This is a genomic window from Rhodococcus sp. Z13, assembly GCF_025837095.1.
Lineage (GTDB): Bacteria > Actinomycetota > Actinomycetes > Mycobacteriales > Mycobacteriaceae > Rhodococcus > Rhodococcus sacchari.
In genome coordinates, this window is record NZ_CP107551.1 from 3,125,037 (window position 1) to 3,146,808 (window position 21,772).

A 21,772-nucleotide genomic window follows, 5' to 3' on the forward strand; every position below is an offset into this window, starting at 1 on the left:
AAATTCACAGGTGTGTTTCGTACACTTCTCCGAGTGTCATTCGTCGATGAAGCCCTGAGCCGAGTTCCACAGCCTCTCCGAGGGCTGTTGTTCCGGCACCGCGAATTGATCAAATTCGCCATCGTCGGCGGGACGACCTTCGTGATCGACTCGGTGATCTTCTACACCCTCAAGCTCACCGTGCTCGAGGAGAAGCCCGTGACCGCCAAGATCATCGCCGGTGTCGTGGCGGTGATCTGCTCGTACGTCCTCAACCGGGAGTGGTCCTTCCGGAACCGCGGCGGACGCGAGCGTGCCCACGAAGCGTTCCTGTTCTTCTTCATCAGCGGTATCGGCGTGGTGCTGTCGTTCATTCCGCTGTGGATCTCCAGTTACGTTTTCAACCTGCGTGTTCCCGAGGTCAGTCTCACCACCGAGAACATCGCGGACTTCGTCAGCGCGTACATCATCGGAAATCTCCTGCAGATGATCTTCCGGTTCTACTGCTTCCGGAAGTTCGTCTTCCCGGAGGAGATGACCCCCGAGATCCACGAGGCCGAACCCGCCGGCCGGCTCGAGCGTCCCTGAATCCTCCCGGACCCGGCCCCCGGCCGGCGTCCCGGTCAGCGCGGTTCGCGTAGATCGCTCACCGGTATCGTCCGGCCGCGCGGCGCCCCGAGGAACAACGCGAACAGCGCGGGCCGGCGCCGCTGCAGTTCGAGACGCCCCCCGTCCGCCTCGGCCAGCGCCCGTGCCAGTGCCAACCCCACCCCGGTCGAACCGCCGCCCGAGAAACCGCGGTCGAAGACGTAGGGGGCGAGTTCGTCGCTGACCCCTTCCCCCTCGTCGGCGACCTCGACGCACACCGTCGCGTCGCCTCGGGTCTCCACCTGCCGCACCGACACCGTGCAGGTGCCACCGCCGTGGACGAGGGCGTTGTCGACCAGCACCGCGACGGCCTCGCGCAGCCGCGAGCCGGTCACCGCGGCCCGCAACGACGGGTCGCCGCGCAACACCAGTTCGCGGCCCGCGTCCTGGTAGGGACCGCGCCAGTCGGCGATCACCCCGGTGAGCTCCCCCACCACCGACACCTCGGTGCGCTGGTCGGCGGAGCTGTCGCGGGACTGCCGCACCAGCTCGTCGATGGCGGTGGTGAGACGGTCGACCTGCGCCATCGCCGCCTCGGCCTCCTCCACGACCGCCGGGTCGTCGTGGGTGGACAGCTCGTCCAGGCGCAACCGGATCGCCGTCATCCGCGACCGCAGCTGATGGGAGACGTCGCCGACCAGCGAGTGCTCGCGCTGCAGACGGTGCGAGATCTCGACAGCAGCGGCGTCGAGCACGTCCGACACCCGGTCGAGCTCGGGGACCCCGTGGCGGCGGGGAACCGCCCGGAAGTCCCCTTCCGCGAGGCGTGCGGCGCGGTTCGCCACGTCCCGCAGCGGATCGGCGAGACGCCGCGCGGTCGCCACCGCCACCACCGCACCGGCCGCGACGGACAGCAGCACCAGCAGGCTCACCGCGGCGAGGACCTGCTGCTGCAGGGTGCGCATGCTCTCCGAGGGCACCTCGATGAGCAGCGACCCGGAGGTCCCCATCGACAGCGATTCGACGATCGGCGAGTCCACCACCGGGGTGCCGATGTCCAGGCGCGCTGCGACGTTCTCGGGGGTCGGGTAGACCACCACGACCCGCCCGTCGTCCGGTACGAGCAGCCGCAGCGAACTCGTGTCGAGCCCACCGACGACGAACCCGTCGGTGCCCTCCTGGGAGATGATCTCGTCGGCCATGCGTTCGAGCCGGTTCTGCAGGTCGCGGCGCGCAGTGTCCTCGACGAACAGGAACGCCGTGTAGGCGAGGGGGACGCCGAGCAGCAGGGCGACGAGCAGCACCGTCGCGAGGACGGCGTTGAGGATGCGGCTGCGCACCGGACCGTCAGTCGGTGTTCAGGCGGAAGCCGACACCGCGCACGGTGGCGATACGCCGCTCCCCGGCCGGTCCCTCGTCGCCGATCTTCCGGCGCAGCCACGACATGTGCATGTCGAGGGTCTTCGAGCCGCGCAGGTCGGCATCGCCCCACACCTCCTCGAGGATGGCGTCGCGGGAGACCACCTGCCCGGCGTGTTCGAGGAGCACCCGCAGCAGCTCGTATTCCTTGTTCGCGAGGGTCACCTCGTGACCGTCCACGAGCACCCGGCGAGCCGCGCGTTCGAGACGGATCCCGGCGACGTCCACCACGTCGTCCTGGTCGGGGCCGCCGCGGCGCCGCAGCAGCGCCCGGACGCGGGCCATGAGTTCGGCGAGGCGGAAGGGTTTGCCGACGTAGTCGTCGGCGCCCGCATCGAGACCGACGACGAAGTCGACCTCGTCCGTGCGGGCGGTGAGCATGAGCACGGCGAGGTCGGAGCGACCGGCACGGATCTGCCGGCACACCTCGAGGCCGTCCATCCCGGGCAGCCCCAGGTCCAGGATGAGCAGTTCGAATCTGCCGGACAGCGCTTGTTCGAGTGCCGCGGGACCGTTGTCCTCGACGGTCACCTCGTAGCCTTCACGTCCCAGCGCGCGGGACAGCGGTGCGGCGATGGCCTCGTCGTCTTCGGCGAGCAGAACGGCAGTCACGAACTCAGACTACGGATCGCGGTGCGCTTTGTCGGGGTTACCGCACCGCCGTACCCGAGCGTGACGGTCACCACGCCTTGCGTCGCTCGTGATCCTCCCGGCCGTACGTCGTGGTGCGGTCGTCGGCGTCCTCGTGCTCGTCCCTGCGGTCGTCCGTGTCGAACGCCTCCCGGTACAGCAGTGCGTGCACCTGCTGCACGTCGGGGATGTCGTCGAACTCGATCGGATCCTCCGCCGCGGAGACCACGACGAGGGTGCCGGTGCGGAGCATCCGGTCGACGAGCCCGTGCCGGAACTGCACGTTGCTGATCCGGCCCATCGGGATGTCGATACCGCTGTGGGTGATCACGCCGGTCCGGACCAGCACCCGCCGGTCGGTGACGATGAAGTGCGTGGTGAGCCAGCGGACGAAGGCGGGCACGCACCGCCAGGCCACGAGCGCGATCCACAGCACCGCCACGACGATGCCGCACCAGGTGGAGACCGCGCCGTCGAGACGGGCCTGGATCAGGCCGAGGAGGAAACCCGCGACCGCGGTGCCGAAGAGGAAGGTCAGGGCGGGCAGCACGAGTGCCTTCCAGTGCGGATGCCGATGCAGCAGCAGCTCTTCCTCGGGTGCGAGGGCGTCCTCCGGATATCCCATACGGGACACGATGGCACACGCCGGGGTCGTGCCGACACGACCGGTGCGCCCGGATTCTCAGGCGGGTCGCAGGTGCGTGATGTCGCCCGCCGCGACCGCCACCGGTGCTCCCCCGGTGTCGGGCCGGATCACGATCCGGCCCTGGTCGTCGACGTCCACGGCCACCCCGCGCAGCTCGGTGTCCCCGGGCAGGATCGCGCGCACCGCCAGCCCGATGGTGCTGCAGTGTTCCCGGTAGGCCGCGGCGAGCTCGGCGGTGTCCCAGCCGGCCCGCGCCCACGCCCGGATCCGGTCGCCGAAACCGGCCAGCAGCGCCTCGGCCAGGCGGGTGCGGTCGAGGTCCGCGGCGTTCTCGAGCAGCAGGGAGGTCGCCGTCGGGACGGGCAGATCGTCGCGTTCGAGTGTGACGTTGATCCCGATCCCCGCGACGACCACCGGCTCCGGGCTGGTGGAGGCGACCTCCACGAGGATCCCGGCGAGCTTGCGGCCCTCGACGAGGACGTCGTTGGGCCATTTCAGCTGCGCCGGCACACCGGTGACCTCGCGTACGGCGTCCACCGTCGCGATGCCGCACAGCAACGGGAGCCAGCCGAGGTTCTGCAGGGGGCAGTCGGACAGCCGCAGCAGCACCGAGACGATCACCTGGGCCCCCGGCACCCCGTTCCAACTGCGCGAATGCCGCCCGCGGCCGCCGTTCTGGTATTCGGCGAGCAGCACCTGCCGGTCGCCGCCGTCGGCAGCCGCGGCGAGCAGATCGGCGTTGGTGGAGGTGGTCTCGTCGACCACGTCGACGCGGGTGTAGAAGCCCTCACCATCGGCACCCACGAGGGTGGCGCGGAGCCGCTCCGGATCGAGCGGTGTGCGCAGGGAGACGAGGTCGGTCGGGTGCTGGTCGGAGGCCATGGACACCAGCCTAAGGTGGGCGGATGTTCCCTACCCGCCGGTAGGTCGAGTTCAATGAACTACCTGTTCGGGACCTCGGTGAAGCGCCTTTGTATGACGCTCGCTAAGCTGACTGGCCATGACCACTGTCCAGGAGCCGTCCGCGCCCGAGGCGGCGAGTACGCCCGATATCCACACCACCGCCGGCAAGCTGGCCGACCTGCGCAACCGTCAGGCCAAGGCGCAGACTCCTGTCGGTGAGGCCGCAGTCGAGAAGGTCCACGCCAAGGGCAAGATGACCGCTCGCGAGCGCATCCACGCGCTGCTCGACGAGGGTTCCTTCGTCGAACTCGACGCCCTCGCCCGTCACCGCAGCACCAACTTCGGCCTCGCCGACAACCGTCCGGTCGGCGACGGCGTCGTCACCGGCTACGGCACCATCGACGGCCGCGACGTGTGCGTGTTCTCCCAGGACGCCACGGTCTTCGGTGGCAGCCTCGGTGAGGTCTACGGCGAGAAGATCGTCAAGGTCATGGACCTGGCCCTCAAGACCGGCCGTCCGCTGATCGGCATCAACGAGGGTGCGGGCGCCCGCATCCAGGAGGGCGTCGTCTCCCTCGGCCTCTACGGTGAGATCTTCCACCGCAACGTGCAGGCCTCCGGCGTCATCCCGCAGATCTCGCTCATCATGGGCCCCGCCGCCGGTGGCCACGTCTACTCCCCGGCCCTGACCGACTTCGTCGTCATGGTCGACCAGAGCAGCCAGATGTTCGTCACCGGCCCGGACGTCATCAAGACGGTCACCGGTGAGGACGTCACCATGGAGGATCTGGGCGGCGCCCACACCCACATGGTCAAGTCCGGTGTCGCGCACTACGTCGGCGCCGACGAGCAGGACGCCCTCGACTACGTCAAGGACCTGCTTTCCTATCTGCCGAGCAACAACCAGGCCGCCGCGCCGCGCCTGGCGCCGAGCGACCCGATCGTCGGCGCGATCGAGGACTCCCTCACCCCGGAGGATCTCGAGCTCGACACGATCATCCCGGACTCGCCGAACCAGCCGTACGACATGCACGAGGTCATCCGTCGCCTGCTCGACGACGACGAGTTCCTCGAGGTCCAGGCCGGTCGCGCGGCGAACATCATCGTCGGCTTCGGTCGCATCGACGGCCGCAGCGTCGGCATCGTCGCCAACCAGCCCACCCAGTTCGCCGGCTGCCTCGACATCGACGCCTCCGAGAAGGCCGCGCGTTTCGTGCGCACCTGCGACGCGTTCAACGTGCCGATCATCACCCTCGTCGACGTGCCCGGCTTCCTGCCCGGCACCGAGCAGGAGTACAACGGCATCATCCGCCGCGGCGCGAAGCTGCTCTACGCCTACGGTGAGGCGACGGTCGGCAAGATCACCGTCATCACCCGCAAGGCCTACGGCGGCGCGTACGACGTGATGGGCTCGAAGCACATGGGCGCCGACGTCAACCTCGCGTGGCCGACCGCCCAGATCGCCGTCATGGGTGCCTCCGGCGCCGTCGGCTTCGTCTACCGCAAGCAGCTCAAGGAAGCCGCTGCGAACGGTCAGGACGTCGACGCGCTGCGCCTCGAGCTGCAGAACGAGTACGAGGACACCCTCGTCAACCCGTACGTCGCCGCCGAGCGCGGATACGTCGACGCGGTCATCCCGCCGTCGCACACCCGCGGCCAGATCGTCTCGGCCCTGCGGCTGCTCGAGCGGAAGATGGTTTCGCTCCCGCCGAAGAAGCATGGAAACATTCCGCTGTGACGCTCCACGGCAGGACCGGGCGTGCCCGGTCCTGTCGTGACCAGCACGGCGTAGCACGCCGGCGACGGCGTGCGATGAACCCGACGAGAGGGATCGACATGACAGCGACCCAGCGGGCCTTCGGGGTCCGGGCGGACGCGCATCCGGGGGGTGCCCGGTGACAGCAACGGCAGAGGACAAGATCATCACCGAGTTCGAGGCGGACCAGGAGTCTCCCGTCGTCGGCGTCACGGCGTCCGACGAGACGGCCCCGGTCGTCGAGGAGACCCCGGCCGAACCCGCGACCGCGCCCGCGCTGCGCATCGTCAAGGGCAACCCCACCGACGAGGACGTCGCAGTGCTCGTCGCCGTGCTGAGCGCCGCCGCGGCGTCGGCCGGTGGTGAGGACGGCGACGGCAAGCCGGCGGAGACCTGGGGCGATCCCACTCGGATGCACCGGCAGTGGGCTCCGTTCTCGCCGTACTCGTACCCCAACCGCGGCTGACATGCCCCGTCTGGTGCTGGCATCGGCTTCACCCGCCCGCCTGGCCGTTCTCCACGCGGCGGGCGTGAAGCCCCTGGTGCAGGTGTCGGGCGTCGACGAGGACGCCGTCACGGCGTCCCTTGCGCCCGGCACCCCACCGGGAACGGTCGTCACCGAACTCGCCCGCGCCAAGGCGTCGCACGTCCTGCCCGCCCTCCGCGAACAGGGCCTGCACGACGCGGTGGTGATCGGCTGCGACTCCATGCTGCTGATCGACGGCGTGCTGCAGGGCAAGCCCGGCACCGTCGACGCCGCGCGCGAGCGCTGGAAGACGATGGCGGGCCGCAGCGGCGAACTGCTCACCGGTCACGCCGTGCTCCGGGTCCGCGGCGACGAGCTCGTCGCGCAGGCGGCCGCGCACAGCGGCACGGTGGTGCACTTCGGCACCCCCACCGACGAGGAACTCGAGTCGTATCTCGACAGCGGTGAACCCCTGCAGGTGGCCGGGGCGTTCACCCTCGACGGTCTCGGCGGCTGGTTCATCGAGGGAATCGAGGGCGATCCCTCCTCGGTGATCGGCATCGGCCTGCCCCTGGTACGCCGTCTCCTCGCCGAGGTGGGCATCTCCGTGGCCCGCCTGTGGGCGGAGAACGCCGCGATCCCCCTCGACGCGCTCGAGGACCGCTCGGATCGTTCGCCCGCCGACTGAGTCCGGGCGTCTCCGTTCCCGCCGGCTACTTCTCCAACGACCGGGCCAGCGACCGCGCCATGGCCGCGGCCTTGCTCTTGGCGCGCTCGGCGTCCGGCCCGGTGAACAGTTCGTCGACGGTGCCGCACCACAGCTCGAGCCACCGCTCGAAACGCTCCGCGGTGAGTCCGTGCTGCCCGTGCAGGGCCCGGTGCACCGGCAGGAAGGCCCCTTCGTAGCGGGTCGTGCGGAACAGGATCTGCTCCCAGAAGTCACCGACCACCACGAGGTGGTCGTCGAGCCCGATCACGGCCAGGACGTCGAAGACCGGTGCGAGGACCGGGTCGGCGACCGCACGCTCGTAGAACCGCCGCACCAGCACGTCGATGTCGGTGCGCGACGCGAGTTCCGCCCGGCCCACCTCGCGGTGGCCGCTCCCACTCGTGATCACGTCCCAGCACGCTACCGCCTAGAATCGACGGCGCACCTGCCACCACAGCCTCAGGAGCCCACGTGCCCGTCGCGCCCGACAAGAACCCTTCGTTCGCCGCCTACGCGGATCCCACCCGTCTCGTCTCGACGGAGTGGCTGTCCGCCCATCTCGGTCATCCCGAGGTGAAGGTCGTCGAATCCGACGAGGACGTCCTGCTGTACGACGTGGGGCACATCCCCGGCGCGGTGAAGATCGACTGGCATCTCGACCTCAACGATCCGGTCACCCGCGACTACATCGACGGTGAGCGGTTCGCGGCGCTCATGGACCGCAAGGGCATCCGCCGCACCGACACCGTGGTGATCTACGGCGACAAGTCCAACTGGTGGGCTGCCTATGCGATGTGGGTCTTCAAGCTGTTCGGCCACGACGACGTGCGTCTGCTCGACGGCGGCCGCGACGCGTGGATCTCCGAGAACCGTGACACCACCCTCGACATCCCCTCCACGGTCACGAGCGGCTACCCCGTCGTCGAGCGCAACGACGCCCTGATCCGCGCCTACAAGGACGACGTCCTCGCGCACCTGGGCAGGGGCCCGCTGATCGACGTGCGGTCGCCGCAGGAGTACACCGGTGAGCGCACCCACATGCCCGACTACCCCGAGGAGGGTGCGCTGCGCGGCGGCCACATCCCCACCGCGGTGTCGATCCCGTGGGCGAAGGCCGCAGCATCGGACGGACGGTTCCGCTCCCGCGCCGAACTCGACGAGATCTACGGCGGCATCAGCAAGGACGACGACGTCATCGCCTACTGCCGCATCGGTGAGCGGTCGAGCCACACCTGGTTCGTGCTGACCTACCTGCTCGGTTACACCAAGGTGCGCAACTACGACGGCTCGTGGACCGAGTGGGGCAACGCCGTCCGGGTGCCGATCGTCAAGGGCGAGGAGCCCGGGGACGCGCCGGTCGCATGAGCATTCCCGCGCCCCTGGCCGAGATCGTCGACGACTTCGCGTCCGTCGAGGGTCAGGACAAGCTGCAGCTGCTGCTCGAGTTCAGCCGCGAGCTCCCGCCGCTTCCCCCCGAGCTGGAGGAGGCGGCCATGGAGCCGGTACCCGAGTGCCAGTCTCCGCTGTTCCTCGCGGTCGACGCCTCCGACCGCGGCCGGGTGAAGCTGCACTTCAGCGCTCCGCCGGAGGCACCGACGACGCGTGGTTTCGCGTCGATCCTGCATCAGGGTCTCGACGGGCTCAGCGCCCAGGAGATCCTCGACGTCCCCGACGACTTCTATTCGGCACTCGGCCTGGCCGACGCGGTGAGCCCGCTGCGTCTGCGGGGCATGAGCGCGATGCTGACGCGGATCAAACGTCACCTGCGCTCCTGACGCGGTCATGGAGTTCACCGAACTCGACGACTACCGGATCGCCGCCGGCATCCTGACGGAATGGTTGCCGTGTGCGGCGGAGGACGACTGGCGGGCGGATCCCCGCCCGGCCTCCTACATCCACGAGGCGCACCTGCGCCGCACGTCGGGAGCCCGGTACGGCGGGGGCCGCGACTCGTGGCTCGGGACCGCTTTCGAGGTCCCCGGTCCGCTCGACGGAGAGGCGTTCCGGCGGGCGCTCCAGCGGTGGATCGACCGGCACGAACCGTTGCGCAGCCATGCCGCTCTCGGCGACGAGGAGAGCGGCATGGTCGTGCGGCGCACCACTCCGCCGGGCCGGGTGTCGGTGCGGCCCATCCGGCACGACGCAGCCGAACCGGACACCATCCGCGACCGTCTGCTCGGTCTGCTCGACGACTACACGGCACCCCATCTGTGGCCGTCCTACGTGTTCGCCACCCTCGAGCGGTCCGGAGACGAATCTCACAGCGGGGATTTTGCCCCTTTCACGGTGTTCTTCGGGGCCGATCACTCCATCATCGACGGCTATTCCGTGGTGTTGGTCGCACACGAGATCTCCGCACTCTACGACGAGGAGCGCACCGGCCGGGCCGCCGATCTGTTCCCGGTGGGCAGTTACATCGACTTCGGCGCCGCCGAGCGCGACGAGTCGGCACGGGTGGACGACGACCACGAGGCGGTCCGGATCTGGCGCCGGACCCTCACCGAGGGCGGCGGACAGGCACCGGCCTTCCCCCTGCCGATCGGGCAGCGTCCCGCCCGCGCGGTCCCGCAGCGGCGGCTGTCCGAGCGGTGGTTCGACGACGAGCAGGCATCGCAGTTCTCGGCCCGCTGCCGGCGCTCGGAGGCCGGCTTCTTCGCCGGTGCCCTGGCGTGCCTGGGACAGGCCGCCACCGAGCTCGCCGGCACCGACCGCTTCCGCACGGTCGCCCCCGCCCACACCCGCGCCGGGCCGATCTGGGCGGGCTCACTCGGCTGGTTCGTCGGCCTGCGGCCGATCGACCTGGACCTCACGGGCACAACGGGTTTCGACGAACTGGCGGCGCGCGGCGCGGCCGAGTTGCGGCGCACGCGCGCGGCGGCGCGGGTGCCCTTCGTCCGGGTCGGCGAGCTTCTCGGGACGCCGATCCTCCCCCGCTTCGTCGTGTCGTACATGGACGTGCGGTTCGTGCCGATGGCGGCGCAGTGGCCGGAGCTGAACGCCCGCGCGCTGCGCAGCCGCAGCTACACCCACGACGTCTACGTGTGGATCAACCGCACCCCCGAGGGCGTGAACGTCTCCGCCCGCTTCCCGGACAATCCCGTCGCCGGCGAGAACGTCCTGTCGTTCCTGTCCCGCACCCGCGAACTGATGCACCTCGCGGTGCCCGCCGGGCCCTGGGCCACACCGCCGGAAACCGGGGCAGTCCCACCTACTGGCAGGTAACATTGCGGGGTTTCGGACCCGCCGTAGTGTGTAGTGGCCATCCGGTTACATCGTCTATCGGATTGGCGCTTAGACTGCCCGTTGACGGAAATAACCTAACGATCGATCAACAGGAGGCTCCGTGCCCAGTCATGCCAGCGCGCAGATCACGAAGGTGCTCGTCGCGAACCGCGGCGAGATCGCTGTGCGGGTCATCCGAGCCGCCAAGGATGCGGGCTACGGCAGTGTCGCCGTCTACGCCGAACCCGACGCCGACGCGCAGTTCGTGAAGCTCGCCGACGAGGCGTTCGCTCTGGGCGGCACGACTTCCGCCGAGTCCTACCTGGTGTTCGACAAGATCCTCGACGCCGCCAAGAAGTCCGGCGCCGACGCCATCCACCCCGGCTACGGCTTCCTCTCCGAGAACGCCGACTTCGCCCAGGCCGTGATCGACGCCGGCCTGATCTGGATCGGCCCCTCGCCGCAGGCCATCCGCGATCTCGGCGACAAGGTCACCGCCCGCCACATCGCCGAGCGCGCCAACGCTCCGATGGCCGCCGGCACCAAGGACCCGGTCAAGAACGCCGACGAGGTCGTCGAGTTCGCGAAGAAGTACGGCGTTCCGGTCGCCATCAAGGCCGCCTTCGGTGGTGGCGGACGCGGCATGAAGGTCGCGCAGACCATCGAGGAGATCCCCGAGCTGTTCGAGTCGGCCACCCGTGAGGCCGTCGCCGCCTTCGGCCGCGGTGAGTGCTTCGTCGAGCAGTACCTCGACAAGGCCCGCCACGTCGAGGCCCAGGTCCTCGCCGACCAGCACGGCAACGTCATCGTCGCCGGCACCCGCGACTGCTCGCTGCAGCGCCGCTTCCAGAAGCTCGTCGAGGAGGCCCCCGCGCCGTTCCTGACCGACGAGCAGCGCAAGCGCATCCACGAGTCCGCCAAGGCCATCTGCCGCGAGGCCGGTTACTACGGCGCCGGCACGGTCGAGTACCTCGTCCAGGGCGACACCGTCTCCTTCCTCGAGGTCAACACCCGCCTGCAGGTCGAGCACCCGGTCACCGAGGAGACCGCCGGCATCGACCTCGTGCGCCAGCAGTTCCGCATCGCCAACGGCGAGAAGCTCGAGATCACCGAGGATCCGACCCCGCGCGGCCACGCCTTCGAGTTCCGCATCAACGGTGAGGACGCCGGTCGCGGCTTCCTCCCGGCTCCCGGCCCGATCACCGTCTACAAGGAGCCCACGGGCCCCGGCGTGCGCGTCGACTCGGGTGTCGTCCAGGGCGACGTCATCGGCGGCCAGTTCGACTCGATGCTCGCCAAGCTGATCGTCACCGGTGAGACCCGCGAGCAGGCCCTGCAGCGCGCCCGCCGCGCCCTGGCCGAGTTCCAGGTCGAGGGCCTCGCCACGGTCATCCCGTTCCACCGCCACATCGTCGAGCATCCCGCCTTCGTCGGCGACGGCGAGAAGTTCGACGTCTACACCAAGTGGATCGAGACCGAGTGGGAGAACACCATCGAGCCGTACACCGGTGGTGCCTCGCTGGAGGACGAGGACGAGGCGCTGCCGCGTCAGAACGTCGTCGTCGAGGTCGGCGGCCGTCGCGTCGAGGTGTCGCTGCCCGGCCAGTTCTCGCTGGGCGGTAACGGCGGCGGCGCCGGTGTCATCCGCAAGAAGCCGAAGGCCCGCAAGCGCGGTGGCGCCGGTGCCGGCAAGGCTTCGGGCGACGCCGTGACCGCGCCGATGCAGGGCACCGTCGTCAAGGTCGCCGTGAGCGAGGGCCAGGAGGTCGCCGAGGGCGATCTGATCGCCGTGCTCGAGGCCATGAAGATGGAGAACCCGGTCACCGCCCACAAGTCCGGTGTCGTCACCGGCCTGTCGGTCGAGCCGGGTGCGGCCGTCACCCAGGGCACCGTTCTCACCGAGATCAAGTAACACGCATCTCGAGTCAGGGCCCCGCACCGTTTCCGGTGCGGGGCCCTCGCCGTTCTCGGCTACTAGGCTGGTGTCATGGCCGAACGCCCCGAGGTCCGCATCGGAACCGCCGAACGCGAGGAGGCGGTGGAGCTGCTCGGCGAGCACTTCGCGGCGGGTCGCCTCAGCCTGAGTGAGTTCGACGAGCGGGTCGCGCTGGCCATGCAGGCGACCATCCGCGCCGACCTCGTCCCCCTGTTCGCCGATCTGCCCACCGCTCCGGCCGTGGTGTCGTCCGAGCCTCGGAACGTCGCCGAGGAACTGCTGACACTGGTGCCTTTCGTGATCGTCGCGTTGCTCGCGATCGCGGTGGTGCGGCATCCGGTCGTGATCCTGGTCGCGCTCGGCGCCCTCTACTTCGTGGGCCGGCGCGCCTACCGGCTGATCACCGAGGAGCGCGGGTCGCGCTGATCCGGCGGGCCGCTACGCTCTCTCCCATGGCCGATTCCCCCGACATCCGCATCGGCAACGCCGAACGCACCCGCGCCCTCGATCTGCTCGGCGAGCACTTCGCCGCCGGCCGGCTCACCCTCACCGAGTTCGACGAACGCAGCGCGAAGGCATCGGCGGCCACCACCCGCGCGGATCTCGACGTGCTGTTCGCCGATCTGCCGGAGGTCACGGCCGCGACGCCGGCGACGACCCGGGATCTGCCCGTCGTCTCCGTGGACAAGGATCCCGAGCGGTGGCGGAAGGTGGTGGTGGCCCTGACGCCCCTCGTCGCGCTGCTCCTGTTCTTCGTGTTCGACTCGTGGTTGTTCTTCCTGCTGATCCCGGCCGTGAGCATCGTGCTCTACGGCGGTTCGCGGCGGCGCGGGGAGAGCTGCTGATCGTGCTGTCCCTCCTCCGGCACCGCGCCGTTCCCCTGGTGGTCGCGGTGGTCGTGATCACGGCCATGCTGATGACCCCGGGTGGCACCGTGCCGAGCGGGCCGCCCCACACCGACAAGGTCACGCACGCGCTGATGTTCGTAGTGCTTGCGGTGTGCTCGCGGTACGCACGGATCTCCCCCGTCGTCACCCTGCTCTGGCTCGCCGTCTACGGGGTGCTCACGGAGTTCCTGCAGGCCACGGTCGCCGTGCGCCGCTCGGGTTCGTTCTGGGACTGGTGCGCGGATCTCGCCGGAGTGATGATCGGACTCGCGATCACCGCGACCGTCCGTTCCCGCGCTCGCGTGGGCGCGAGACCGCAAGGCAACCCCCGTGATTCGTCACAATCGTCCTGACCGTACTCGCCTGCTCGTGGCAGGTCGGCTACGTCTTCTTCATCACCCGGCGCAGGCTACGCCCCGGCCACATCGCGCTCTCCTCCGACGGGATCCACTTCAGCGATCACGCCACGACACCTGGATCCCCTGGGAGGCCACGGCGTCCGGTGTTCGGCCCGACCCCCTGTACGTCGTGTTGGTCGCTCTGCCTCAACGGGGTGCCGTGACGAGTTCACGAGTTCACGAGTTCCGTTGCCGTGGCGGATCATCGACGACCGGAAGCACGACGATCTGCGTGTCTCGTCCCGGTGTTCCCCCGGCTACACCGCCCGCCTCGACCGCCGCCGGTTCGAGATCGCACCCGAACTCCTCGACGCCGTGCTCGACCACTACCTCCGCGATCCCGACGCCCGCGCCGAACTCACCGATCCCGACGCGATCACCCGCCGGGTCGACGAACTGCGTTCGTACGCACCCGGTCCGCGGTGGCGGCGCTACGGGTTCGTGCCCGTGCCGCGGCTGAGTGCCTCCACCCCACAGTGAGCCTCAGGCGGTGATCCGAGAGCCGGTGCTCGCCGCGTCGGTGCGCTCCGAGTCGACGAGCCGGGTACGCAGGGCCTGCAGGGTGTCGTCGTCGAGACCGAGTCCGGCGGCGAAGTATTCGTCGATGGTGCCGTACCGCGACAGCGCCTCGTCGACGGCGACCTCGAGATACTCACGCTGCACGCCGAGCATCGGCTTCAGGATCTCCGGGTCGCCACCGAGATCCCGGAACCGTGCGAACAGCGGCTCGAGCTGCGGCAGCAGCATGTCGTTGGTGCGCAGATAGTCGGCGAAGACCGCGTCCTCGCCGGCGCCGGCGAACAGCAGCAACGACGCGGCGGCCCAGCCGGTGCGGTCCTTGCCCGCACTGCAGTGGACGAGTGCGGGCACCCCGCCGTGCGCGACGCCCTCGGCGAAAGTCCGGTAGGAAGCGACGGCGCTCGGCAGGCGCACGAAATCGCGGTAGCTCTCCCGGAGGTACTGCGCCGCACGACCGTCACCGAAGGCCTCCGCGGCCGCCGCCGGATCGGCGACGATCTCCGGCAGCGCGGCTGCGATCGATCCGTTCTCCCGATCTGCCAGGACGTCGAGACCGACGTGCCGCGCTCCCGCCGGGAGCCGGTCGGGGCGCCGCTCCTGCTCGGCGAGGGTGCGCAGGTCGAAGACCGTCGTGACGCCCAGGGCGTCGAGGGTCTCGAGGTCGGTGTCGGTCACCCGGCTGAGGTCGGTGGAGCGGAAGACCACCCCGGTGCGGACCACGCCGCCGTGCGCACTCGGGCATCCGCCGATGTCGCGCAGGTTCACGAGCGACGGGATCGCGAAGGTATCCGCATCCGTACCCGACAGGATGTCGGTGGCATCGGTGTCCGACAGGATGCCGGTGGCATCGGTGTCCGGCTGGGTGTCGTCGAGCGATTCGGTCATACCGTCACGGTACGTGCATCCCTGCGAGCACCCGGTCGAGGGCGGCGAGTGCCTCGTCGAGTTCGTGCGTCGTCACCGTCAGCGGGGGCCGGAACCGCAGGCCGCGGCTGCCGGTGCCGATGACGAGCACGTGTTCGTCGTCGTACAGGCGCCGCAGGACCTCGTCGCGGATCTCCGGTGAGGGCAGGGTGGCCGCGCACATCAGGCCGCGGCCGCGCGGTTCGGTGAGCATCTCGTGCTTCGCCCCGAGCTGCTGCAGGCCCGACAGCAGGTGCGCTCCGCTCAGGCGGGCGCGGTCGACGAGCCGGTCGCGGTCGATCACCTCGAGGATGCGGCGGGCGCGCACCATGTCGGTGAGGTTGCCGCCCCAGGTCGAGTTGATCCGCGAGCTGACCCGGAAGACGTTGTCGGGCACCTCGTCGATCCGGCGGCCGGCCATGATGCCGCACACCTGGACCTTCTTGCCGAAGGCGACGATATCGGGCGTCACCCCCATCTGCTGGTACGCCCACACCGTGCCGGTCGCACCACCGCCGGTCTGGACCTCGTCGAACACGACCAGCGCGTCGTGTTCGCGGCACAGGTCCGCGATCGCGCGGAAGAACTCGGGCCGGAAGTGGTGGTCGCCACCCTCGCCCTGAATGGGTTCGGCGATGAAGCAGGCGATGTCGTGGGGGCGTTCGGCGAAGGCCCGGCGTGCCTGTTCGAGGGCGTGTTCCTCGGCGGCGGCCACGTCGCGGCCGTCGCACAGATAGGGCGCGTCGATCCGCGGCCAGTCGAACTTCGGGAAACGCTCGGTCTTGACCGGATCGGTGTTGGTCAGCGACAGCGTGTACCCAGTGCGGCCGTGGAAGGCCTCCGTCAGGTGCAGTACCGATCCCCCGAGCGCCGGGTCGAGGCCACGCGACTCGTTGAGCCGGCTCTTCCAGTCGAAGGCGACCTTCAGCGCGTTCTCGACGGCGAGACCACCGCCGTCGACGAGGAACAGGTGCGGCAGGTCGGGATCGCCGAACACCCGCACGAAGGTCTCGACGAACCGCGCCATCGGGACCGTGTAGATGTCGGAGTTGCTCGGCTTGTTCGCCGCGACCGTCGCGAGTTCGCGGGCGAACTGCGGGTCGTCGGCGAGGTCGGGGTGGTTCATGCCCAGCGCGGACGACGCGAAGAACCCGAACATGTCGAGATAGGTCGTCCCGTCCCGGGCGTCGACAAGGCGCACACCGCGCGAACGCTCGAGGTCGAGGACGAACCCGAACCCGTCGGCCAGCATGTGCTGGGCCAGGACATCGTGTACCCGGGTCGGCGGCAGGTTCTCGGCACCGCCCCGGTCCAGGAATGCAGTGCTCATGACCCCACGGTACGCGAGGAATCCTGCGCGACGAGGGGAACGGAAAAGAATATTTCCTGCGGGAATCGTTATCTCTCGTAAAATGTTTGCAGCACGACGGTGGTGCGGGTGGCGACGTCGGCGGTCGCCCGGATCTCCTGGAGCAGTTGTTCGAGGGCCCGCGGCGATTCCACGCGGACCATGAGGATGTAGCTTTCGTCGCCCGCCACCGAGTGACACGATTCGATTGCCTCGATGTGCCGCAGGCGGGCAGGGGCGTCGTCGGGTTGCGACGGGTCGAGAGGGGTGATCGCCACGAACGCCGACAGCATCTTGCCCAGCGCCTCGGGATCCACCCGCGCACTGTATCCGCGAATGATGTTCCGCGCTTCGAGCCGGCGCACACGCGACTGCACGGCCGAGACCGACAGCCCCGCCTTCTCGGCGAGGGCCGCCAGCGTGGCACGGCCGTCGGCGATCAGTTCGCGCAGCAGCATCCGGTCGATCTCGTCCAGCGAGTCCTTCGACGGGTCGAACTTAGGCGATTCCGGCACGAGCGCAGGGTATCCGAGCACGAAAGGACCTCACCGATGAATGCGACGACCGATTTCCGTGAACGGGCCACCGCCGCCCTGCGTCGCTGCGGCGCCGACCCCGCCGGCCCGGCCGGTCCCGCCGACGGCGACCTCGTCGTCACCACCCCGATCGACGGCAGCGAGATCGGCCGGATCCGCTCCCACTCCCCCGCCGGGAGCGACGCGGCGATCACCACGGCCGCCCGCACCTTCGAGACCTGGCGGGACGTCCCCGCGCCGGTGCGCGGCCGGACGGTCCGGCGCCTCGGGGAACTGCTCGTCGAACACAAGGCGGATCTGGCCGAACTCGTCACCCTGGAGGCCGGGAAGATCCCGTCGGAGGCGACCGGCGAGGTGCAAGAGATGATCGACATCTGCGAGTTCGCCGTCGGGCTGTCGCGCAGCATCTCCGGGCGGACCATGCCCTCGGAGCGGCCCGGGCACCGGCTCATGGAGACCTGGCATCCGCTCGGGGTGGTGGGCGTGATCTCCGCGTTCAACTTCCCCGTCGCGGTGTGGTCCTGGAACACGGCCGTCGCGCTGGTCTGCGGCGACCCGGTGGTGTGGAAACCGTCGGAGACGACCCCGCTGACGGCGCTGGCCTGCGACGCCCTGCTGCGGCGCGCGGCACGGGAATCGGGGGCACCGGACGGGCTGCACCACCTGCTGCTCGGCGACCACACCGTGGGCGAGGCCCTCGTCGACGACCCGCGGGTCGCGCTGGTGAGCGCCACCGGGTCGGTGCGGATGGGCCGTGTCGTCGCGCCGCGGGTCGCGGCCCGGTTCGGCCGCTGCCTGCTCGAACTCGGCGGAAACAACGGCGCGATCGTGACTCCCTCGGCCGATCTCGATCTCACCGTCCGCGCGGTCGTGTTCGCCGCGGCCGGGACGGCCGGGCAGCGGTGCACGACGCTGCGGCGGCTCATCGTGCACCGGTCGATCGCCGACGACCTCGTCGACCGTCTCGCGAAGGTCTACGCCGGTCTGAGGGTGGGCGATCCGTTCGAGGAGGGGGTTCTCGTCGGGCCGTTGATCTCCTCGCGGGCGCACGAGGCGATGCGCACCGCCCTCGACCGGGCCCAGCACGACGGGGGTGTGCTCGTCACCGGCGGCGATCGTGTGGACGGGCCGGGCGACGGTGTCTACGTATCCCCCGCGCTGGTGCGGATGCCGACACAGACGGACGTCGTGCGCGAGGAGACCTTCGCGCCGATCCTGTACGTGCTGACCTACGACGACCTCGACGAGGCGATCGCGCTGCACAACGCGGTGCCGCAGGGCCTGTCGTCGTCGATCTTCACCCTGGACCAGCGTGAGGCGGAACTGTTCCTGGCGCGGTCGGACTGCGGGATCGCCAACGTCAACATCGGTACCTCGGGCGCCGAGATCGGGGGCGCGTTCGGCGGGGAGAAGGAGACGGGAGGCGGCCGCGAGTCGGGTTCGGACTCGTGGAAGGCGTACATGCGCCGGGCGACGAACACCGTGAACTACTCGACGGAGCTCCCGCTGGCGCAGGGCGTCGAATTCGGCTGATCCCCAATGGTGTTCGCGCGTCGTGGTGTTCGCGCGCGGAAACGAGGCTCGCCGCCCCTGCAGTAGGGGTAAAACCCGTTTCGGCGCGCGAACTCGCGGGTCAGTGATTGCGCAGCGCGTCGATCAGTTCGTCCTTCTTCATGTCGGAGTAGCCGCTCAGACCGAGTTCCTTCGCTCGGTCCTTCAACTCGTCGACGGTCCAGTCCTCGTAGGAGCCGGCCTTGCCGCCCTTCTTCCCGACGTTCGACTTGCCCTCGGCGGCCGCCGCGTTGGAGATCCGCGCCGCCTTCTCCTTGGAGGCGCCGTCCTCACGGAGTTCCTCGTACATCTTCTCGTTCTTGATCGACGGGTTCGGCATCGTCTCTCCTCTCCTCGTTCCGCTGCAGGCCGGGTACCCGACGACGCCGCGCCCAATCACGAGCTGTGTGGCGTGCGCCACATCCTGTGGTAGACCAGGGGCATGTATCCAGGGAACTTCGTCGCCACGACCCCCGACAAGGCCGCCATCATCAGACCCGCCACCGGCGAATCGCTCACCTATCGTGAGCTCGACGAACGGTCGATCCGGTTCGCGAAGTACCTGCGTTCCCTCGGTCTGGAACGCGGCGACCACATGGCCCTGATCTCGAACAACGATCTGCGGGTCATGGAGGTGTACTGGGCGGCGCTGCGTTCGGGTCTCTACATCACCGTCGTCAACCGCCACCTGACCCCCGCCGAGGCGGCGTACATCGTCGACGACTGCGGCGCGAAGGCGCTCGTCGTGTCCACGCAAGCCGCCGAGGCGGTGGACCTGGCACCCGAGGCCTACCCGAAGGTCGAGCACCGGGTGGCGTTCGGCGGGACGCTGCCGGGCTTCGAGGACTACGAGGAGGCGATGGCGCGGTTCGACGCCTCGCCCCTCGACGATCAGCCTCGCGGGCAGGACATGCTGTATTCGTCGGGCACGACGGGCCGGCCCAAGGGCATCAAGCCGAAGCTCCCGGACGGGCGGGTGCAGGACATCCCCGACCCGTACACCGCGGTGTTCGCCCCCATGTACGGCTTCGACGACAGCACCGTCTACCTGTGCCCCGCGCCGCTCTACCACGCTGCGCCGCTGCGGTTCTGCGGGACGATCCAGTCGGTCGGTGGCACCGTGATCCTCATGGACCGCTTCGACGCCGAGGAAGCGCTGGCGCTCATCGAGCGGTACTCGGTGACCGCGAGCCAGTGGGTGCCGACGATGTTCGTGCGGATGCTCAAGTTGCCCGAGGAGACCCGCGCGAAGTACGACGTGTCGAGCATGAAGGTCGCGATCCACGCCGCGGCGCCCTGCCCGCCCGAGGTCAAGCGCGCCATGATCGAGTGGTGGGGGCCGGTGATCAACGAGTACTACGCCTCCACCGAGGGCGCCGGCGCGACCTTCATCGACTCCGAGCAGGCCCTCGCCCGGCCCGGGTCCGTCGGCCACGACGGGGTGCTGGGCATCGTGCACATCTGCGACGAGCAGGGTCGTGAACTGCCGACCGGGGGGATCGGCACGGTGTGGTGGGAGCGCGACGAGCGTCCGTTCGAGTACCACAACGACCCGGTCAAGACCGAGCAGGCGACGCACCCCGAGCACCCGACCTGGACGACCAGCGGCGACATCGGCTATCTCGACGAGGACCGCTATCTCTATCTCACCGACCGGGCCGCGTTCACGATCATCTCCGGGGGCGTGAACATATACCCGCAGGAGTCGGAGAACGTGCTCACCCTGCACCCGAAGGTGTTCGACGTCGCGGTGATCGGTGTGCCGAACGAGGAGATGGGTGAGGAGGTCAAGGCCCTCGTCCAGCTGGTCGACGGGGTGGAGCCGAGCCCCGAGCTCGAACAGGAGCTGCTCGACTACGTGCGGGCCCGGGTGTCGCACTTCAAGGCGCCGCGCAGCATCGATTTCTCCGACGACCTGCCGCGCACCCCCACCGGCAAGCTCGTCAAGCACAAGCTGCGTGCGCGCTACACCGCCGCGGTGCCCTCGTGACGGCCGGAACCGTGCTGCCCCTCGACGAACTCGCCGCTCAGCTGCCCGCCGGGGCGCTGGTCACCGATCCGGACATCCTTGCCGGATACCGGCACGACCGGGCGCAGGATCCGGACGCCGCGGTGCCGGCCGCCCTGGTCCGCGCGACCTGCACCGCCGACGTGCAGGCCACCCTGCGGTGGGCGAACACCCACCGGGTGCCGGTGGTGCCGCGCGGGGCGGGCACGAGCCTGTCCGGCGGCTCGGGTGGGCTCGCGCACGGGATCGTGCTGAGCACCGAGAAGATGCGGGCGATCACCGTCGACACCGCGACCCGCACCGCCGTCGCCCAGCCCGGCCTGCTCAACATCGAGGTCAAGCAGGCCGCCGCGGAGCACGGGCTGTGGTATCCGCCGGATCCGTCGTCGTTCGAGATCTGCACGATCGGCGGGAACGCAGCCACCAACGCGGGTGGATTGTGCTGCGTGAAGTACGGGGTGACCACCGATTACGTGCTCGGTCTCGAGGTGGTGCTCGCCGACGGCACGGCGGTGCGGCTCGGCGGCCCGCGGGTCAAGGACGTGGCCGGGCTGTCGCTGACCAAGCTGTTCGTCGGCAGCGAGGGCACCCTCGGGGTCATCACCGAGGTGACGCTGCGGCTCGTCCCACCACCCCCTCCGGCGTCGACGATGGTCGCGACCTTCGCCACGGTCCAGGCCGCCGCCGACGCGGTCGTCGCGATCACCGGTGTGCTGCGCCCGGCGATGCTCGAGTTCATGGACCGGGCGTCGATCGGGGCGGTGGAGGACATGCTGCGCATGGGCCTGGACCGCTCCACCGAGGCGATGCTCATCGCCCGCTCCGACGCACCGGGATCCGCGGCGGCCGAGGAGATCGACATCATGGTGCGGGCCTGCCGCGAGGCCGGCGCCGACGACGTCTTCGCCACGGACGACGCGGAGGAGGGCGAGGCGTTCACCGCCGCCCGGCGCATGGCGATCCCAGCGGTGGAACGCACCGGCAACCTGCTCCTCGAGGATGTCGGGGTGCCGATCCCGGCGCTGCCCGCGCTGGTGGGTGGCATCGCGGAGCTGGCGACGGAGCACGACGTCACGGTCGCCGTGATCGCCCACGCGGGGGACGGCAACACGCACCCGCTGATCGTCTTCGACCCCGCCGACGAGGACATGACCGCCCGCGCCCACCTGGTGTTCGGGAAGATCATGGATCTGGCCATCGAGCTCGGTGGCACCATCACCGGTGAGCACGGCGTCGGCCGGCTCAAGAAGCCCTGGCTGCCCGCGCAGGTCGGGCCGGACGTGATGGCGCTGACGCAGCGGATCAAGGACGCGCTGGACCCGAACGCGATCCTCAATCCGGGCGTGGTCGTCTGAGGATGTCGGCCCA

Annotated in this window: 24 protein-coding genes; 15 read left to right on the forward strand and 9 right to left on the reverse strand. The window is 69.7% G+C overall.

Annotation, left to right across the window (positions count from 1 at the left end; translation table 11 throughout):
* The first annotated feature begins 33 nt into the window (after nt 1–33).
* On the forward strand, nt 34–567 hold the full coding sequence (locus tag OED52_RS14395; protein WP_264151541.1) for a GtrA family protein: 534 nt from the start codon (nt 34–36) through the stop codon (nt 565–567).
* Between the two features lie 35 nt (nt 568–602).
* On the opposite strand, the gene OED52_RS14400 is transcribed toward OED52_RS14395, so the two are convergent.
* The 4 genes from OED52_RS14400 to OED52_RS14415 form a co-directional block, all read right to left on the reverse strand.
* The gene (locus OED52_RS14400; RefSeq protein ID WP_264151542.1) at nt 603–1,907 is read right to left on the reverse strand and encodes a sensor histidine kinase; all 1,305 of its coding nucleotides are present in this window, start codon (nt 1,905–1,907) and stop codon (nt 603–605) included.
* Nucleotides 1,908–1,914: 7 nt separating this feature from the next.
* Entirely contained in the window at nt 1,915–2,598 is a 684-nt protein-coding gene (locus tag OED52_RS14405; RefSeq protein WP_264151543.1) for a response regulator transcription factor, read from the reverse strand.
* A gap of 67 nt (nt 2,599–2,665) precedes the next feature.
* Entirely contained in the window at nt 2,666–3,241 is a 576-nt protein-coding gene (locus OED52_RS14410) for a PH domain-containing protein (RefSeq protein ID WP_264151544.1), read from the reverse strand.
* A 57-nt stretch (nt 3,242–3,298) separates the two neighbouring features.
* Nucleotides 3,299–4,144, reverse strand: a complete 846-nt coding sequence (locus OED52_RS14415) for a biotin--[acetyl-CoA-carboxylase] ligase (protein WP_264151545.1) — start codon at nt 4,142–4,144, stop codon at nt 3,299–3,301.
* A 118-nt stretch (nt 4,145–4,262) separates the two neighbouring features.
* On the opposite strand from OED52_RS14415, the gene OED52_RS14420 reads away from it, so the two are divergent.
* The 3 genes from OED52_RS14420 to OED52_RS14430 all read left to right on the forward strand — a co-directional run bounded on the left by OED52_RS14420 (nt 4,263) and on the right by OED52_RS14430 (nt 7,075).
* Entirely contained in the window at nt 4,263–5,903 is a 1,641-nt protein-coding gene (locus OED52_RS14420) for an acyl-CoA carboxylase subunit beta (RefSeq protein WP_264151546.1), read from the forward strand.
* A gap of 157 nt (nt 5,904–6,060) precedes the next feature.
* Complete coding sequence (locus OED52_RS14425; protein ID WP_264151547.1) at nt 6,061–6,387, forward strand: acyl-CoA carboxylase subunit epsilon; 327 nt, start codon at nt 6,061–6,063, stop codon at nt 6,385–6,387.
* Nucleotide 6,388: 1 nt separating this feature from the next.
* Entirely contained in the window at nt 6,389–7,075 is a 687-nt protein-coding gene (locus OED52_RS14430) for a Maf family protein (protein WP_264151548.1), read from the forward strand.
* 25 nt (nt 7,076–7,100) lie between these two features.
* Here the strand turns inward: OED52_RS14430 and OED52_RS14435 are convergent, their stop codons facing one another.
* Nucleotides 7,101–7,505, reverse strand: a complete 405-nt coding sequence (locus tag OED52_RS14435) for a group III truncated hemoglobin (RefSeq protein ID WP_264151549.1) — start codon at nt 7,503–7,505, stop codon at nt 7,101–7,103.
* 62 nt (nt 7,506–7,567) lie between these two features.
* Here OED52_RS14435 and OED52_RS14440 point away from each other — a divergent pair, with 62 nt between their 5' ends.
* The 8 genes from OED52_RS14440 (at nt 7,568) to OED52_RS14475 (ending at nt 14,019) form a co-directional block, all read left to right on the forward strand.
* Nucleotides 7,568–8,461 (forward strand): sulfurtransferase, encoded by an 894-nt coding sequence (locus OED52_RS14440; protein WP_264151550.1) that lies wholly within the window; start codon nt 7,568–7,570, stop codon nt 8,459–8,461.
* The gene (locus OED52_RS14445; protein WP_264151551.1) at nt 8,458–8,871 is read left to right on the forward strand and encodes a SufE family protein; all 414 of its coding nucleotides are present in this window, start codon (nt 8,458–8,460) and stop codon (nt 8,869–8,871) included. Before OED52_RS14440 ends, OED52_RS14445 begins: the two co-directional genes overlap by 4 nt.
* 7 nt (nt 8,872–8,878) lie before the next feature.
* Nucleotides 8,879–10,318 (forward strand): condensation domain-containing protein, encoded by a 1,440-nt coding sequence (locus OED52_RS14450; RefSeq protein WP_264151552.1) that lies wholly within the window; start codon nt 8,879–8,881, stop codon nt 10,316–10,318.
* Between the two features lie 121 nt (nt 10,319–10,439).
* The gene (locus OED52_RS14455) at nt 10,440–12,230 is read left to right on the forward strand and encodes an acetyl/propionyl/methylcrotonyl-CoA carboxylase subunit alpha (RefSeq protein WP_264151553.1); all 1,791 of its coding nucleotides are present in this window, start codon (nt 10,440–10,442) and stop codon (nt 12,228–12,230) included.
* A 75-nt stretch (nt 12,231–12,305) separates the two neighbouring features.
* Nucleotides 12,306–12,680: a DUF1707 SHOCT-like domain-containing protein gene (locus OED52_RS14460; RefSeq protein WP_264151554.1), complete on the forward strand. Its 375-nt coding sequence runs from the start codon at nt 12,306–12,308 to the stop codon at nt 12,678–12,680.
* Nucleotides 12,681–12,706: 26 nt separating this feature from the next.
* Nucleotides 12,707–13,099 carry a DUF1707 SHOCT-like domain-containing protein gene (locus OED52_RS14465; RefSeq protein ID WP_264151555.1) on the forward strand — a complete coding sequence of 131 codons (393 nt, stop codon included), beginning with the start codon at nt 12,707–12,709 and terminating at the stop codon, nt 13,097–13,099.
* A 2-nt stretch (nt 13,100–13,101) separates the two neighbouring features.
* On the forward strand, nt 13,102–13,494 hold the full coding sequence (locus tag OED52_RS14470; RefSeq protein ID WP_413247667.1) for a VanZ family protein: 393 nt from the start codon (nt 13,102–13,104) through the stop codon (nt 13,492–13,494).
* Between the two features lie 234 nt (nt 13,495–13,728).
* Entirely contained in the window at nt 13,729–14,019 is a 291-nt protein-coding gene (locus tag OED52_RS14475) for a hypothetical protein (RefSeq protein WP_264151556.1), read from the forward strand.
* Between the two features lie 3 nt (nt 14,020–14,022).
* Here OED52_RS14475 and OED52_RS14480 read toward each other — a convergent pair whose 3' ends face one another.
* The 3 genes from OED52_RS14480 to OED52_RS14490 all read right to left on the reverse strand — a co-directional run bounded on the left by OED52_RS14480 (nt 14,023) and on the right by OED52_RS14490 (nt 16,824).
* Nucleotides 14,023–14,943 (reverse strand): tyrosine-protein phosphatase, encoded by a 921-nt coding sequence (locus tag OED52_RS14480; protein ID WP_264151557.1) that lies wholly within the window; start codon nt 14,941–14,943, stop codon nt 14,023–14,025.
* Between the two features lie 4 nt (nt 14,944–14,947).
* Nucleotides 14,948–16,291, reverse strand: coding sequence for an L-lysine 6-transaminase (gene lat / locus OED52_RS14485; protein WP_264151558.1), 1,344 nt, complete (start codon nt 16,289–16,291; stop codon nt 14,948–14,950).
* Between the two features lie 68 nt (nt 16,292–16,359).
* A complete protein-coding gene (locus OED52_RS14490; protein WP_264151559.1) occupies nt 16,360–16,824 on the reverse strand; it encodes an Lrp/AsnC family transcriptional regulator in 465 nt (154 codons plus the stop codon).
* 36 nt (nt 16,825–16,860) lie between these two features.
* On the opposite strand from OED52_RS14490, the gene amaB reads away from it, so the two are divergent.
* Nucleotides 16,861–18,378 (forward strand): L-piperidine-6-carboxylate dehydrogenase, encoded by a 1,518-nt coding sequence (gene amaB / locus OED52_RS14495; RefSeq protein WP_264151560.1) that lies wholly within the window; start codon nt 16,861–16,863, stop codon nt 18,376–18,378.
* Between the two features lie 100 nt (nt 18,379–18,478).
* On the opposite strand, the gene OED52_RS14500 is transcribed toward amaB, so the two are convergent.
* The gene (locus tag OED52_RS14500; RefSeq protein WP_264151561.1) at nt 18,479–18,736 is read right to left on the reverse strand and encodes a DUF7218 family protein; all 258 of its coding nucleotides are present in this window, start codon (nt 18,734–18,736) and stop codon (nt 18,479–18,481) included.
* Nucleotides 18,737–18,838: 102 nt separating this feature from the next.
* Here OED52_RS14500 and OED52_RS14505 point away from each other — a divergent pair, with 102 nt between their 5' ends.
* Together OED52_RS14505 and OED52_RS14510 are read left to right on the forward strand one after the other, a co-directional pair.
* Nucleotides 18,839–20,386, forward strand: a complete 1,548-nt coding sequence (locus OED52_RS14505) for an AMP-binding protein (RefSeq protein WP_264151562.1) — start codon at nt 18,839–18,841, stop codon at nt 20,384–20,386.
* A 14-nt stretch (nt 20,387–20,400) separates the two neighbouring features.
* Complete coding sequence (locus OED52_RS14510; protein WP_264154717.1) at nt 20,401–21,759, forward strand: FAD-binding oxidoreductase; 1,359 nt, start codon at nt 20,401–20,403, stop codon at nt 21,757–21,759.
* The last annotated feature ends 13 nt before the right edge of the window (nt 21,760–21,772 follow it).

Coding starts and splice junctions, on each gene's coding strand:
- OED52_RS14410 (WP_264151544.1), bottom strand. CDS start 3,241: ATGGGATATCCGGAGGACGCCCTCGCACCCGAGGAAGAGCTGCTGCTG.
- OED52_RS14415 (WP_264151545.1), bottom strand. CDS start 4,144: ATGGCCTCCGACCAGCACCCGACCGACCTCGTCTCCCTGCGCACACCG.
- OED52_RS14420 (WP_264151546.1), top strand. CDS start 4,263: ATGACCACTGTCCAGGAGCCGTCCGCGCCCGAGGCGGCGAGTACGCCC.
- OED52_RS14430 (WP_264151548.1), top strand. CDS start 6,389: ATGCCCCGTCTGGTGCTGGCATCGGCTTCACCCGCCCGCCTGGCCGTT.
- OED52_RS14445 (WP_264151551.1), top strand. CDS start 8,458: ATGAGCATTCCCGCGCCCCTGGCCGAGATCGTCGACGACTTCGCGTCC.
- OED52_RS14450 (WP_264151552.1), top strand. CDS start 8,879: ATGGAGTTCACCGAACTCGACGACTACCGGATCGCCGCCGGCATCCTG.
- OED52_RS14460 (WP_264151554.1), top strand. CDS start 12,306: ATGGCCGAACGCCCCGAGGTCCGCATCGGAACCGCCGAACGCGAGGAG.
- OED52_RS14465 (WP_264151555.1), top strand. CDS start 12,707: ATGGCCGATTCCCCCGACATCCGCATCGGCAACGCCGAACGCACCCGC.
- OED52_RS14480 (WP_264151557.1), bottom strand. CDS start 14,943: ATGACCGAATCGCTCGACGACACCCAGCCGGACACCGATGCCACCGGC.
- lat (WP_264151558.1), bottom strand. CDS start 16,291: ATGAGCACTGCATTCCTGGACCGGGGCGGTGCCGAGAACCTGCCGCCG.
- amaB (WP_264151560.1), top strand. CDS start 16,861: ATGAATGCGACGACCGATTTCCGTGAACGGGCCACCGCCGCCCTGCGT.
- OED52_RS14500 (WP_264151561.1), bottom strand. CDS start 18,736: ATGCCGAACCCGTCGATCAAGAACGAGAAGATGTACGAGGAACTCCGT.
- OED52_RS14505 (WP_264151562.1), top strand. CDS start 18,839: ATGTATCCAGGGAACTTCGTCGCCACGACCCCCGACAAGGCCGCCATC.